At 62.5% G+C, this 13,226-nt stretch carries 15 protein-coding genes; 4 read left to right on the forward strand and 11 right to left on the reverse strand.

From position 1 onward, the window contains the following. The first annotated feature begins 5 nt into the window (after positions 1 to 5). Positions 6 to 611: a carboxymuconolactone decarboxylase family protein gene (locus tag AC1TPF_RS23150; RefSeq protein WP_482140448.1), complete on the forward strand. Its 606-nt coding sequence runs from the start codon at positions 6 to 8 to the stop codon at positions 609 to 611. A 164-nt stretch (positions 612 to 775) separates the two neighbouring features. On the opposite strand, the gene AC1TPF_RS23155 is transcribed toward AC1TPF_RS23150, so the two are convergent. From AC1TPF_RS23155 to AC1TPF_RS23195, 9 genes are all read right to left on the reverse strand, one after another. Next, positions 776 to 1,195, reverse strand: a complete 420-nt coding sequence (locus AC1TPF_RS23155) for a hypothetical protein (RefSeq protein ID WP_482140446.1) — start codon at positions 1,193 to 1,195, stop codon at positions 776 to 778. Between the two features lie 29 nt (positions 1,196 to 1,224). Beyond that, the gene (locus tag AC1TPF_RS23160) at positions 1,225 to 1,944 is read right to left on the reverse strand and encodes a hypothetical protein (protein ID WP_482140444.1); all 720 of its coding nucleotides are present in this window, start codon (positions 1,942 to 1,944) and stop codon (positions 1,225 to 1,227) included. Positions 1,945 to 2,087: 143 nt separating this feature from the next. Further along, entirely contained in the window at positions 2,088 to 2,894 is an 807-nt protein-coding gene (locus tag AC1TPF_RS23165; RefSeq protein WP_482140442.1) for an AAA family ATPase, read from the reverse strand. Between the two features lie 20 nt (positions 2,895 to 2,914). Continuing rightward, entirely contained in the window at positions 2,915 to 4,447 is a 1,533-nt protein-coding gene (locus AC1TPF_RS23170; protein ID WP_482140440.1) for a nitric oxide reductase activation protein NorD, read from the reverse strand. A 337-nt stretch (positions 4,448 to 4,784) separates the two neighbouring features. Continuing rightward, positions 4,785 to 6,344: an HNH endonuclease signature motif containing protein gene (locus AC1TPF_RS23175; protein WP_482140438.1), complete on the reverse strand. Its 1,560-nt coding sequence runs from the start codon at positions 6,342 to 6,344 to the stop codon at positions 4,785 to 4,787. A gap of 208 nt (positions 6,345 to 6,552) precedes the next feature. Continuing rightward, complete coding sequence (locus AC1TPF_RS23180; RefSeq protein ID WP_482140436.1) at positions 6,553 to 7,200, reverse strand: TetR family transcriptional regulator; 648 nt, start codon at positions 7,198 to 7,200, stop codon at positions 6,553 to 6,555. 83 nt (positions 7,201 to 7,283) lie between these two features. Then, complete coding sequence (locus AC1TPF_RS23185) at positions 7,284 to 7,475, reverse strand: DivIVA domain-containing protein (protein ID WP_482140434.1); 192 nt, start codon at positions 7,473 to 7,475, stop codon at positions 7,284 to 7,286. A gap of 178 nt (positions 7,476 to 7,653) precedes the next feature. Further along, positions 7,654 to 8,280, reverse strand: a complete 627-nt coding sequence (locus tag AC1TPF_RS23190; protein ID WP_482140432.1) for a vitamin K epoxide reductase family protein — start codon at positions 8,278 to 8,280, stop codon at positions 7,654 to 7,656. Between the two features lie 46 nt (positions 8,281 to 8,326). Continuing rightward, positions 8,327 to 9,160, reverse strand: coding sequence for a TauD/TfdA dioxygenase family protein (locus AC1TPF_RS23195; RefSeq protein WP_482140430.1), 834 nt, complete (start codon positions 9,158 to 9,160; stop codon positions 8,327 to 8,329). 93 nt (positions 9,161 to 9,253) lie between these two features. Here AC1TPF_RS23195 and AC1TPF_RS23200 point away from each other — a divergent pair, with 93 nt between their 5' ends. Genes AC1TPF_RS23200 through AC1TPF_RS23210 form a run of 3 tightly spaced genes read left to right on the forward strand, consistent with a single transcriptional unit; the run spans position 9,254 to position 11,420 of the window. Further along, the gene (locus AC1TPF_RS23200; protein WP_482140428.1) at positions 9,254 to 10,174 is read left to right on the forward strand and encodes a TIGR03564 family F420-dependent LLM class oxidoreductase; all 921 of its coding nucleotides are present in this window, start codon (positions 9,254 to 9,256) and stop codon (positions 10,172 to 10,174) included. Between the two features lie 48 nt (positions 10,175 to 10,222). Continuing rightward, positions 10,223 to 10,861: a PaaI family thioesterase gene (locus tag AC1TPF_RS23205; protein ID WP_482140426.1), complete on the forward strand. Its 639-nt coding sequence runs from the start codon at positions 10,223 to 10,225 to the stop codon at positions 10,859 to 10,861. After that, positions 10,851 to 11,420: a PaaI family thioesterase gene (locus tag AC1TPF_RS23210; RefSeq protein ID WP_482140424.1), complete on the forward strand. Its 570-nt coding sequence runs from the start codon at positions 10,851 to 10,853 to the stop codon at positions 11,418 to 11,420. The genes AC1TPF_RS23205 and AC1TPF_RS23210 overlap by 11 nt, the downstream gene beginning before the upstream one ends. Here AC1TPF_RS23210 and AC1TPF_RS23215 read toward each other — a convergent pair. Together AC1TPF_RS23215 and AC1TPF_RS23220 are read right to left on the reverse strand one after the other, a co-directional pair. Continuing rightward, complete coding sequence (locus AC1TPF_RS23215) at positions 11,417 to 12,382, reverse strand: LysR family transcriptional regulator (RefSeq protein ID WP_482140422.1); 966 nt, start codon at positions 12,380 to 12,382, stop codon at positions 11,417 to 11,419. The two genes, AC1TPF_RS23210 and AC1TPF_RS23215, sit on opposite strands and share 4 nt — an antisense overlap. 19 nt (positions 12,383 to 12,401) lie before the next feature. Continuing rightward, positions 12,402 to 13,223: a 3'(2'),5'-bisphosphate nucleotidase CysQ gene (locus AC1TPF_RS23220; protein WP_482140420.1), complete on the reverse strand. Its 822-nt coding sequence runs from the start codon at positions 13,221 to 13,223 to the stop codon at positions 12,402 to 12,404. Positions 13,224 to 13,226 lie beyond the last annotated feature (3 nt).

A 13,226-nucleotide genomic window follows, 5' to 3' on the forward strand; every position in this document is an offset into this window, starting at 1 on the left:
TACCGATGGCACGTATTGAACCCCTGCCGCCCAAAGAGTGGTCGACCGAGATGCGCGATGCGTTGAAAGCGATGACTCCACCGTCGGCGCGTTATGTGGTCCAGACCCGATCTGACCGGCCCAAAGGAAAGAACACGATGGGCACGCTCGCGCATCATCCCGCGCTCGCCCGGGCCTGGTTCACCTTCAACGGACACATCCTGATGTCGACAACTCTGACAGCCCGGCAACGTGAACTGTTGGTGATGAGGGTTGCAGTTCTTCGCAATTCGGCCTATCAGTGGGCGCAACACGTCTACATGGCGCATGACGCCGGTATCGACGACGAGGAGATCTCCCGGATTGGCTGGGGGCCATCCGCGCCGTTCTGGTCTGACTCGGACGCGACTCTGTTACGCGCCGTCGACGAACTGGTCCTCGATGGCAAGATCGGCCCGGAAACCTGGGAGGCACTCGCCGGCGACCTTGATACCCAGCAGATTCTCGATGTCATCTTCACGGTTGGGGCTTATGAGGTGACTTCCTGGATGTTCAATTCAGTGGGGGTGGAACTCGACGACGACATAGTGGAGATGCGAGCGAAGACCGGGAACCGGCAACCCGTCGAGTAGCGCCGTCTCGCGGAGACCGATTGAGTGCCAACCACTCTTCTCTCCGTCACGCCACAGGTTTTCTGATGGTGATCACATGCCGGTGATGTTGCGGCGGTTCCCGAGCGGCATCTGGGATTCCAGTCGACCCGACATCAATCCGTGTTGGCTGGCAACGGCGGCCACTAGTTTCCGGCGGACTCGCGCGCTTCGCGCTCTTCGTGGTTTCGGACGAGTTCGCGGAAGCCTATCGGGTCCCAGCCGGGCTTCGGCTGCACGCCCCATTCGTCTTCGGCGGTCTGTTGGCCGGCGCCTTCGGGTGGTCCGAACAGCGGGTATGGATATTCACACTCGAGGGTGTCGTCGGAGTACCGGACCTTCAGCATCTCGCTGCAGATCTCTTGGAACGACAGCGTGGGGTAGCCGTACCAGATCGCCAGTGCCGGAACGGTGAACGCACCTTCGATGACGAGGGCGAAGAGGCAGACGAACACCCCGCGCTTGATGAACCTGTGCATGCGGGCATACGGGGGTGTTGTACCCAGTGGCAGTTCGTCGTCGGGTGACTCGTCCACCGATGGAGATTTAGGTGACTCTGCGGACATGATGTCCTCCTTTGCCGGTTGGACGGCGATCAGTCGGTGAAGATCTCTCGATTCACCGTGTGTAGGTAGGGGATCGCCAGAAATGGGGTGATGTAGAAGATGTCGTACAACCACCAGCCGATCACCGGGAGCACCACGCCCGAGTAACGCACATCGGCGTACATCGTCATGTTGAACGTGTAACCGATCCAGATGACCACGCCGAACCAGCAGGTGACGATCATCCACTGGTGGCCCCAGCGCTTCATCTGCAGGAAGGCGATGCCGGCCGCGATGCGCATCGGGAAGACGGTGAGCATCAGGGCCACCTCCCAACCCTTTTCGCCCGGACCGCCCGCGCCGCCGATCCACAGTTCGTTGTAGTGCCAGAAGTAGCCCGCGTCGAACATGTTTCCCCAGGCGGTGAGGATCACGCGGTTGATCAGGGTGTGGTTCGCGATGAGGTCCAGCGCCCAGCCGAGGCTGTTGAGCGCGGCGTCGAGGATCACCAGGTAGCCGATGAGTGTGACGAGGATGGGCCGGACCGACAGGCCTTCGAGTCCCGCCCGGCGCTGGAGCCACACGCCGCGCAGGAAGATGGGCAGGCCGACGATTCCGAGGACCAACGTTCCCATCAGCAGCGTCCCGATGGTGAGCCACCAGTCGGCTTCGCGTTGTGCGCGGCGCGAGTCGTCCTGGTGTTCGTCGTAGGAGGCGGAGGTGTTGCCGGCGCTCTTGTCACGCCGTAGGTTGATCGAAGGGAGATTCATGGCCTGCCTACCAATCCCGAGCGGTGTACATGTAGAGCTGGATCAAGAATTGCGACAGCAGGAAGCCGTACGCGAAGATCTGGAAGACGATCAGCGCCCGTTTGCGCCGCCTGTCCTGTTCGTTCACGAGCCGCTCCCTTCGATCAATGTGTCTGTGAGTCTTGGTATTCGGTGGCCTGCAGACTTGCTGCGGCGACTTCTCTCAAGCCGCTGCTGATGGCACCGTCGGTACTCAGTGGTGCCAGGATCGAAGCTTCGGCGGCCTGCATCTCGGACGCGCCCGCGGCGATGAGTCTCGCGGCGGTCACCAGCACACGCGTCGACGGTGGTTCGAAGTGGTACACCTCGTCTGCCTCGCGGATACTGATGGCGCAGTGGACAAGTCGGTTGGCCACGGCAATGTCTATGCCGGCTTCGGCGACCAGGACGGCGGCTTCGCGGTCGGGCGGGAGATAGTGCATCGGCAGGGTCACAAACCGTTGCCGGAAAGAGGGTTTGAGCTCCTTGAGCGAGCTACGGTATGCCGGATTGTAGGAACAGACGACCATGAACGACTGCGGTGCTCGGACGACTTCATTGGCGCGATCGAGATACAGGGCCCGGCGGTGGTCGGTCAGCGAATGCAGGATCGCGAGCGAATCGTGGCGGGCTTCCACCACTTCGTCGAGGTAGCAGATCGCACCCTCCTTCACCGCGCGGGTGAGGGGGCCGTCGGTCCACCGGACGTCTCCGCCGGTGACCATGAACCGCCCGACGAGGTCAGAGCTGGTGAGATCATCGTGGCAGCTGATGGTGACGACGGCAGTGCCCAACAGTTCGCCCATGTGCTCTACGAACCGGGTCTTCCCGCAACCGGTGGGGCCGGTCAGCATCACCGGAAGCTGCTGGTTGAAAGCCCGCTCGAACATCTCGATTTCGTTGCCGGTGGGGAGGTAGAGGTCGGTGGTCAAGGTCTTTGTGCTCCAATTGTTCAGACGCTGAGGAGTTCTCGGTGGACATGAGCCAGCACGCGGGGTAGTTGTTCGACCTGCCGGATTCGCTGAGACCGTCGGGATCCGAAGACCTCGGGTAGCGGGTCGACACGGGCCGGACCGACGCCGATGTAGTAGACCGATATCCCGGCGTCGTCGGCCTCTTCGAGTGCGTGGGCGACGTCGGCCCAGGCGTATCGCCCCTCGTAGCCCTCGTCGGATATCAGTCCGTCGCCGATGACGATGAGCAGTCGCCGTTCACAGGGCTGGGCCAGCAGGCGGCTTGTCAGGTGCCGAATAGGGGCGCCGAGCCGGGTGTACCCACCGGTTGCCAGGCCGGAACCACTCGGAACGACCAGATGTGTGTCGTCGAAGTCCTTGAGGCAGTTCACCTCCACCCGGTGGCGGGTGTTGCCGCTGAAGACAAACACTCCGTGACGTTCTCGGGTGAGCATCATCGCGCGTGAAAGTGCGTCAGCGCAGGCCAGTTCCAGCTCGAAGACTTCGCCGCGGCGGATGCCGAGTGAGGAGCTGCCATCGAGGAGCAGGGCAGTGGTCACGTCCCGCGACATGGGTAACAGCTCCCGGAACACCCGGGGTTCAGCGGCTTCTCCGGTGATCAGGTCGATGTGGTGGTTGACGTACGAGTCGACGTCGAGATCGGATCCGTCCTCCAGACGGCTCTTGATCGATCGGTGTGTGTGTTCGGCGAACCACTGCCGCAGATCTGTCGACACAGGTGGACCCGGCCTGCCGGTGCCCCGATGCTTTCGTTCCAACACCGCAACATGGTCGATGAGGAAGCTCTCACGCCATGCGTTCCACTCGGGGTAGGGGATGCCCGCCCGCTGGTCCGGCCGGATCTCGATGTCTTCGTCCTCGGGCCGGCTCGGTGGCGGGAGGTTCGAATTACGTATTCCGCCTTCACCTCCGACCGGGATGGACAACAGGCGCTGGGCGTCGCTGCGGGGAGAAGTCCACGGCATCCGGCTGTACGCCCGCTTGATCGCGGTAGCCAGGCCGCGGCCTGGCGGGGCCTGCAGTGTTAGTTGTCCGAGAAGCGGGTGCGGGTCGATTCTCTCGCGGGAACTGGCCATCATGTCCGCATGCCGGAGCATGTCGGGGGCGTCGAAGCCGCTGTCCGCAACCGGAAGCCCGGTCAGAATGCGATCGAGTTCCGGTATCAGGCCGGGCCAGTGATCGGCGATCCAGCGCAGTGCGACCCCCGCCTCGACGATGGTCAGAGCCGCCAGCCCACGAGGCGAGAGTTCGTGCAGTGGGTAGCGTCCGATGTCGTCTTTGGATGGCGAACACTGCAGTGCAACACCGCAGGTCAATGTTCGTGTTGTCCAATCCGTCGAGATCGGCGGATAGGGCACCTGGACGATGTTCTGGAGGCGGTTGAGTCCGAACGTTCGATGCTCGCCCGTCATCAGTCGAGCACCGCTCCGGCGTCGCTCCGAGAAGGCGGCGGCAGTCAGGCCGCAGCTGCGCTCGAGGGTGAGCGCAGTCGGGATCGGTGTCCCGTTCATCGTGAAACACTCACGTTGCCAGCGATGTTCGCCCTGCCGGCGCCGGTCATCAGAACGTACCGATGTTCTTCATGACCCAATACCAGAACGCGATCACGGCACCCATCGCGCTCCAAGCGACCACCAGTCGCAGAATGTCCAGCCACATATCCAGGACCCCATCTCGATCTCGGCGGATATGTCAGTTCTAGACCCATTCACTGACTGATGTCAATGAAATCTGTCAATGACTTCAGTCGGCAAAATTAGACACAGTGCGCATCCCTCATCGCGGGCGCCGCAGTTTTTGCACCGTGATCGACCGCCCTGTCGGCGCGAAACATTTACTTCCTGAGCATTATTCGACTTGCTCGGGATTGTCGATATCCGGCTCGTCGGGGTGCTCAAGCCCGCTTCTGGTCAGTTCCGACCGGGTCTTGACCAACGCTGTTTGGCGGTCGGCAAGGACTTTCTCCCAGGCCGCTGCGAAGGTTTCGTTGACGTGCTGGGCACGGTTGACCCGCGGTTTTCGTTCCGGATCCACCGACGATGGTGGTATCCACCCGACCCTGCCCTTGTCGGGCCCCTCGGTGATCATGATCGTCTGCCACTGACCCGGGCCGTCTCCGACGAGTTTGTGGTGTGGCGGGCACGCCGATCCCATCAGATCGATGTCGGTCAGACCACCGTTGATCCAGGCAATCAGGTGATGGATCTCCACCCACGCCGCCGGATTGGTGCACCCGGGGTGCGAGCAACCGCGGTCGCGGGCGAACAACGCCAACCGCTGACCCTTCTGCGCGGTGCGTTTGGCCCGGGCGAAATACAGCACCTCGGCGCTGTGGTTGGCGAACACCGCCAAGTATTTGTCGGAACGCGCTGCCAGGTGCAGTGCCTCTTTGACCGGAATGTCCACGCCGGAGGCAGTTTTTGCGATGCCGGCACAATTCTCGAGTTGTTGTTTGGTCATCGTGATGATCAGCTGCGCCGGCAAACCCCGATGGGACTTGCCGAGCAGGTTGCACTCCAAAATCGTTTTCAAAATCGCTTTGAGCGCGTCGTGGCGTTGTTGGCCCATCGAGCGGGTGTCACGCTCGGCGGCAGCCTTGATCAGCTCTGCATCTTGTTTCGGGTCATCGCTGGCCCCGGTCGGCGAGTTCGGGTCGGCCGGGTTGTTCATGCCCGGGGCGGCCCAGACATCCATCACCGTCGTGAACAACGCCAACGTTTCCGGATCCAGGGTGCCGGAGATCTTGGCCATCAAGTCCACACCCTGATTACCCAAACTCACCGAACGTTTACGGGCCCGATCCGAATCATCGGTCAGCCGGCCATCGGGATCGACCCGGGCCAGCACCTGACGGCCCGACGCCGCCAACTGAGTCGAATCCTGGCCGACGGCCTCTTCGGTCATCCAATGATCAACCACGTCATACACCGCCGAATCCGACGCTGACGGGATGTGTTTACGAACATCTAGCATCACATCCATATGTGCTGCGCCGATCAACCCTTGGGACCAGGCCTGTTCGGCGGCAGGACATTTCGGTGCCAGCTCTTCACCCTGCATCGTATGGAATCGGCCGACTGCATCCAGACCGCGGATCCTGGACATGGTTTGGCCTTTGGTCAACCGCAACTCGCCGCGGACAAAGCCAAAGAACGACGAATATCCGGCCTTCGAATACGACGAGCGGTCCGAGGCCACCAATAGGTGCCGTAGCCCGGTGAACTCGAGCTTACGAACGATCCGTTCATGCACCCGCACAAGCTCATTGACCTCGGCATCCGACATATCCGACGACGAACAATCATTGATATCGGCAAGCAGCAACTCCAGCTCGAGGTACTTTCGCACCAACACCGGAACCGAAGAAGTACCAACCGGAACCTCATCAAACGGATCGTCAGTCATCATGCCCCCCAGCACATCTGATCGAAATCTTTCAACCAACATACCCCGGGATACACAATGTGTCGAATGTTTGTTCGAGTAATGGTTTTCGGATCTGTTCGAAGTAAAACCCTTGTGGGGCAACGTGTTGCGTACGCCTCGGATACGCAGGGCACCCCACTTCAGGGTCACTGGTGTCTTCGCCGAGTGCGTCGGGTAATCCTGCTGACGGTCAGCGGGGTTCGAGGCCTCGCATGACGCTGGCCACGTATTGATCGAGAACATGTGGATCTTGAGGACCTTCGTGGCTGACGGTCAGGTAGGCATAGAGGCCGAGGAAGAAGAAGAGCGCACTGTGCGCGGGGTCGACGTCGGCGTAGATCTCACCGCGATCGCGGGCCTGTTCGATCTGGGTGATGACGAGTTCGATGACGGACAGGCCTTTGGCGGGGGCGGGATCGGGCTGGGGGCGGGTGGGGGAGAAATACAGGGCCAGGACATCCCGGAACAGGTTCTTTCCGAGCCTGCGCTTTGCTGATTTTGTCAGGCGGACGGTCTCCGAGAGCACCTCGGCCAAATCGGGCGACTTGGCGATGAATCGCTCGAGATCCCTTGCAGCTCTGGCTACCTCGGCGTTCTCGATCTCGATGAGGACGTGCTCTTTGCTGGGGAAATGGAAGTAGAACGTGCCGCGTGCGACACCTACTGCGGTCACGATGGCACCGACATCGGCGTCGGCCACGCCAGTTCGTTTGAATTCGGCCACCGCGGCATCGAAGATCCGTCGACGTGTCTCGAGGCGCTGTGCCGCACGCCCATTCGGCTTGGCTGGAATCCGCGGTCCGAGTTCCTTCTCCGCAGCGTTGCCGTGACCCGTCATCTGTCCGAGTCTAGGTTGCGATCACGCGGTTGCGGTTGTTCTCCACCGTGAACGCGATCGTGGTGGTGGCCTGATCGGTGCTCTCAGCGGGTGGGGTCTTCGTAGCGGGCGAGACGGTTGTGTAGTTGGCGGAGTGTTTCTTCTACCTCGTCTAGGAAGCTGTCGACGTCGTCTTCGTTGTAGCCGCGTTTGCCCAGCGGGGGCTTGCGGAATGCGACCTTGTGGACGTCCGACGCGGTGACCAATGGGTGAGGTGAATTATCCGTGGTGTGCATTTCGCCGTCCTCCTGGGCTTGCCCGGCACAGATTGATATCGAGCATAACGGCTTTGCCATCGCGAACATAGGGTGCTGTTCTACGCCGCGGGCCTCAGACCCGGGTTCTTCAGACTGATTGCCATGGGTGGCTCTTCGGGAAAAGTGCGCCGTTCATGGGTCAACCGACCGCTCGGTGTCAGATGAGCGTCGACCAGTACCACCAGAAATGCTGTCCGATCAGGCCGGCGATCACGAGAATCCACACCACCGGAATCAGGGAATGGATGCTCAATGCCCCGTTGAGGATCTTCCGGGCAACACCGCCCGCGATGTAGTCGTCGGCATTGCGCAGGCTCACGTAGCAGAACGCGACAATGGTCACGACCCAGACAACCATGCAATACGGGCACAACGCGTCGATGCGGTAGAGGCTCTGGAATATCAACCAATGTATGAAGACGATGCCGGCGGTCAGTCCGACCTGCATGCCGAGCATGATCAGCGCAGAAGGTTTGCGTCCCATCATGACGGCGATCGCCAGCAGTGCCGAGAACCCGACGAGTCCGATCAGCGAGTTCGGAAAGCCGAAGAGCGCCGCCTGGGACGTGTCCATGATCGAGCCGCAGTTCAATACCGGGCTGATATCGCAACTGGTCACATAGTCCGGGTTCGCCGCCAGTTCGAACTTCTCGACGGTCAAGGTGAACGATGCCGCCAGACCGATGGCGCCGCAGATGCCCAGGATCCAGGGGAGCAGTCGAGGAAAGAGGACCGGTGGTGCGTCGTCGGTGCTGTCCTGGGTGGAAGTGTCTGTCGCCGTCACTGCCACATCGCCTTGCCGTTCATGCCACGAATCTACCCGCGAGGGTTCAGGCGACTGCTTCCTCGCCGATCAGCGTGGTCCGATGCATGAGCCGGCGTGAAGTGGCGGTGTAAGGGATCGCCCGATGGAGCATGCCGGTGTTGTCCCATAAGACCAGATCGCCGCGATGCCAGTGATGGCGCAAAGAGAAACGCGGCTGCGTGGACCATTCGAGCAGACGGCTGATCAGTGCTCGACCTTCCTCGGGTGGCAGGCCGACGACCTCACCCGCGGTGGCGCCGATCAGCAGGGACTTGCGTCCGGTCTGGCGTGTCCACACCAACGGGTGGACTCGGGTGGGAACCCGGGCCCACGCAGCCCGCTGCTTGTCTGTGGGGTCCGGATTGGCCAGCAGTTGCGCCGTGCTGAAGCTGTGGACCACCCGCAGGTCGGCGACCAGGGCCTTGTCCTCATCGGACAGGGCGTCATAGGCGGCGTAGGTGTTGGCGAACTCCGTGTCTCCGCCTTCGGCAGAGACCTCGAGTGCCGTCAGCAGGGTGCCCAATTGTGGGATGGCATCGGTGGCGCCGTCGATATGCCAGTGGAATGTGCCGGTGTTGTACGAGGCCAGGACTGTCTCCGCGGGATCGAGGCTGATCGCTGAAACCTCTGGATGGGTTTCTTGACCGCCCAGCCCGGGGATCACCACCTCGCCGAGTAGGCGGCTCAGTGCCACCAGGTCGTCGTCACTGATGTGACACTCCCGGAACAGCACCATTCCGTGCCGCTCCAGTGCCGACCGGCACCACTGGGCTGCGTCGGCACTGGCAAGCCGGGGGCCGGGTACGCCGCTGACCTCGATACCGATCGAGGGTGTGATCGGGGTGGCGGTGTCGAACATGGGCGCTCCTCAAAGTATCCGGATGGCAGATGCAATACAGTCGTATAGTCTCTTCAAGATCACCATACATTCGAAAGACAGGTTGGCAACGCGATGCGAATTGGATTGACCGGCGGCGCTTCTTCGACCGACAAGATCGTCCAGCAGGCCGAGCGTGCGGAGGCCGACGGATTCACCTCGCTCTGGTACGCCAGTACGGTCGCGGGTGATCCACTCGCCGCACTTGCGGTGGCGGGTAGGGCCACCTCATCGATCGAGCTGGGAACTGCCGTCTTGCAGACCTATCCGGTGCACCCATTGCTCCAGGCCAACCGTGTTGCCGCGGTTGCCGAGGCGATGGGACGGCCCGGCTTCACGCTCGGTTTGGGTCCTTCCCACGGGCCCCTCATCGAAGATGTATATGGGCTGTCGTACGAGCGGCCCGGCCGCAACACCGAGGAATACATCCAGATCATCACCGCGCTGCTGCACGGCGAGGACGTCGATTTCCACGGACAGGACTGGACCACCAAGAGTGCCGGCCGGATGACAGCGGTCAAACATCAGGTGCCAGTGCTTCTTTCCGCCATGTCGCCCCGGATGCTGCGGGTGGCAGGACAATTCGCTGACGGCACCGTCCTGTGGATGGCTTCGGCGAAGGTCATCGAATCACAGATCACCCCTGCCATTCACGCCGCGGCCGCGCAGGCGGGCCGTCCGACTCCCCGGATCGTGGCGGGATTGCCGGTGGCAGTGCATGACGACGTCGACGAGGCGCGCGCCGCGGTTGCCGCGACGTCGGGCATGTATGCCGGAATGCCCAACTACCAGCGCGTCATCAGCGCCGGGGGCGCAACCGATGCAGCTGATATCGCCATCGTCGGCAACGAAGAATCGGTGCGCCTACAGCTGCAGAACCTCATCGATGCGGGCGCAACCGATGTCTGGGCGGCGATCACCCCGGTGGGTTCCGATCCTCGTGGGTCGATGCGGCGCAGCCGTGACCTGCTCCGCGACCTGGCCGCTGCCGGGTAGCGTTTCACTTCAACGGCCCGCAGACGTGTGTCGAGGAGGAGATGAAACGTGACTTACACCGCCGATGCGGAACGCCACCTCGACCACAGTGATCACGAGGGCGACGGCGATCAGACTGCGCAAGCGGTTGCGGCCGTGCGACGGGCCACGGTGGCACTGACGGGCGCTGATCGCGGTGCGGCGGATCTCTCGGAGATCGCCCGCCGGATCCACGCCCTCGCCGATGACCTCGAGACCCGCGCGCCGTCGCCACACGATCGGATACAGGCGATGGAGCGCGAGGGTAGGGGGTCGCTCTACAGCCCGGTGGTGGGTGCGCACAACGCGATCGCTGCACCCACCGACTTGGGGGCGACCGACGATGGCGCCAACGGAGTGGTGACGTTTTCGGTCGCCTACGAGCGCGCGCCCGGTGTGGTCCACGAGGGCGCCCTAGCGATGATTCTCGATGTGGCACTGGCCAACGCAAACGCGGTGGCCGGAGCCGCGGGGATGACGGCGCAACTCAACATTCGGTTCCACCGGCCGGTTCCGTCCGGGCGGGAGCTGACGATCAGATCGCGACATGAACGCGTCGACGGCCGGAAGGCCTACTCGAGCGCAGAGATCTGGCTGAATGACGAACTGTGCGTGAACGCCGATGGGTTGTTCATCGCCTCGAGAAAGCGGATGCCACATGCGAACTGACGGTGTAGAACAGTCCGATGGCATCGGGGTAGAACAGTCCGATGGCATCGAGTCGGCGGCCGCGGGGTTGCGACGACTCACCGATCTGCTCCTTCGGGTCGACGCCGAGGACCCGGGGCTGCAGGCGGTGACCGAAGAACTCGACCGGATCTCGCGGCTGATCGACGACTGCGCCGGGGTGACCGGCGATCGGGATCCGGTGTCGGGTAGGGGGAATGCGCTCGCGCCGCCACTTGACATGGACGTCGACGACGACGGAAACGTCTCGGCGACTGGTCTTCTCGGGCTGCAATATCAGGGACCGAAAGCGTTGGTGCACGGTGGCATGTCAGCGCTGATGCTCAGTCATGTCCTGGCAGCGGCCGGCATGGTGGAGGGAGAACCGGCGGTGGTGCAGGAGTTGTCGGTGCGTTATCACCGGCCGACCCCATTGCTCACGGAGCTGCACATCTCGGCGGAGCGAACCGATCCGTCCGGGCGGCAGGTGCAAGGGACAATCGTTTCCGATGGCGTCACCACCGTGTCGGCCGAAGCGCGGCTCGCGCCGTCGCCGCACTAGACGCCCGACCGGCCTTTGGACTCATGCGTGTGGCGCGAGTGGAGGATCTGCGCCGGCCAGCTACCGGAGTTGATCAGCTGGGCAATCTCATCATGGATGATGTTGCCGATTCGGATGGCCAATCCGCGGGGCAACTCGAGCCGGCCGGTGGACGCCATGATGAGCTTTTGACTGACGGTGGGCTCTGTCAATGGAGCCCAACGAATCCGTCCTGATTCGATCTCTGCGGTGCACGCGGACATCGGCAGGATGCCGTAGGCAGTTCCGGCCCGGATGAGACTTTTCGCGACTTGCAGTGAGTCGGTGGCAAACCGGGACTGCAATTGGATCTGGAGTCGCAGTGCTGCGTTCTCGATGGTGCTGGCGAGGCCGGTTGGGGTACTGGGCATCACCAGCGGAAGCTCGGCTATGTCGATGAAACGCATTGGCCGATCTGGAGTGAGATCGCTTGTCGCCCCGCCCATGACGACAAGGTCTTCGATCAGTAAGTCGCTGGCGAACAAGCGATCATCAGGTATCGGGTTGATGATGGCGGTGTCGAGTGTTCCCTTCAGCAGGCTCTCGATGAGAAGGTCGGTATTCGCGGCTGTGATATCAAAAGTCATTTTCGGGAACGCCGACGCGAGGCTGCCGAGTAGTGGTTTGGCCAACAGGTCCACGGTCGTCTCCAGGAGGCCGAGACGAAATCCCCGTTCGAGTCGTGCAAGTGGCGAGCCGGCATACTGGACGGCGAGCTCGAGCTGGCGCAGTGGCGCGGCCGTACTTGCTCGGAGCTGTTCGCCTTCCTCCGTCAACTCCATGCCGCGTGACGTGCGGCGAAACAGCGTTACACCGAGTTCTTCCTCCAGACGGTGGATTTGACGACTCAGGGCAGGCTGGGCGATCCCAAGGACACTTGCCGCACGCGTCATCGACCCCTCGTCGGCGATGCGCAGGAAGTACTTGAGGCGATGGGTATCCATAACGATCCCAGTCTGCCACCTAGGTCGAAACCGGATGGCTCTTCGGTTGCCGGGGAACCCCGTCGGCGTCGCGGATGGCATCCAGGATTGTCGGAGCGAGCTCGAGCCGGCAGATCACGAGGTCCGGCAGATACACATCACTCTGGTTGTAGCGCAGTGGCTCACCGTCGATCCTGCTGCACCACAATCCCTGTGATCTGGCCACGGCGACCGGGGCGGCCGAATCCCACTCGTACTGACCGCCGGCGTGCACATATGCATCCGCCTCGCCACGGACGACCGCCATCGCCTTCGCCCCGGCCGAACCCATCGGCAACAATTCGCCGCTCAGCGCCGAGGTCACTGCCTCCGCGAATGCCGGTGGCCGCGAACCACTGACGACGATGCGTGGAATCGATCCGCGTGGTGTTGCCGCCAGTCCGGTTGCAGGTTCGACCGCGGCACCGTCATTGACGTAGGTGACCGACAGTGCGGGCAATGCAACGGCACCGCTGGTCAGACCGCCCCCGTCACCTCGTCCATTGCGCTCCCACAGCGCCACATGAACCGCCCAATCGCTGCGGCCGAGTCCGTATTCCTTGGTCCCGTCCACCGGGTCGATGATCCAGACCCGAGAGGCGTCGAGTCGGCCCAGATCGTCGGATGATTCCTCCGACAGGACCGCATCGTCGGGCCGCAGCCGCGCGAGTTCCTTCAGGAGGAACTCATTCGACCGGAAATCGCCGGCCCTGCCGAGATCCTTGCCGGCGAGGCCGGATGTGGCCCGTAGTTCCAGCAAGAGGTCACCGGCGGCAGCGGCCAACTCGCCGGCGAGCGCGGTGTCCGCATCATCGAAGCTCACGGC

The sequence above is a fragment of the Williamsia sp. Y853 genome (assembly GCF_056786495.1).

Bases quoted from the DNA above. Each gene is read 5' to 3' on its own strand.
- AC1TPF_RS23150 (WP_482140448.1), top strand. From the start codon at position 6: ATGGCACGTATTGAACCCCTGCCGCCCAAAGAGTGGTCGACCGAGATG.
- AC1TPF_RS23155 (WP_482140446.1), bottom strand. From the start codon at position 1,195: ATGTCCGCAGAGTCACCTAAATCTCCATCGGTGGACGAGTCACCCGAC.
- AC1TPF_RS23160 (WP_482140444.1), bottom strand. From the start codon at position 1,944: ATGAATCTCCCTTCGATCAACCTACGGCGTGACAAGAGCGCCGGCAAC.
- AC1TPF_RS23170 (WP_482140440.1), bottom strand. From the start codon at position 4,447: ATGAACGGGACACCGATCCCGACTGCGCTCACCCTCGAGCGCAGCTGC.
- AC1TPF_RS23175 (WP_482140438.1), bottom strand. From the start codon at position 6,344: ATGATGACTGACGATCCGTTTGATGAGGTTCCGGTTGGTACTTCTTCG.
- AC1TPF_RS23180 (WP_482140436.1), bottom strand. From the start codon at position 7,200: ATGACGGGTCACGGCAACGCTGCGGAGAAGGAACTCGGACCGCGGATT.
- AC1TPF_RS23185 (WP_482140434.1), bottom strand. From the start codon at position 7,475: ATGCACACCACGGATAATTCACCTCACCCATTGGTCACCGCGTCGGAC.
- AC1TPF_RS23195 (WP_482140430.1), bottom strand. From the start codon at position 9,160: ATGTTCGACACCGCCACCCCGATCACACCCTCGATCGGTATCGAGGTC.
- AC1TPF_RS23200 (WP_482140428.1), top strand. From the start codon at position 9,254: ATGCGAATTGGATTGACCGGCGGCGCTTCTTCGACCGACAAGATCGTC.
- AC1TPF_RS23210 (WP_482140424.1), top strand. From the start codon at position 10,851: ATGCGAACTGACGGTGTAGAACAGTCCGATGGCATCGGGGTAGAACAG.
- AC1TPF_RS23215 (WP_482140422.1), bottom strand. From the start codon at position 12,382: ATGGATACCCATCGCCTCAAGTACTTCCTGCGCATCGCCGACGAGGGG.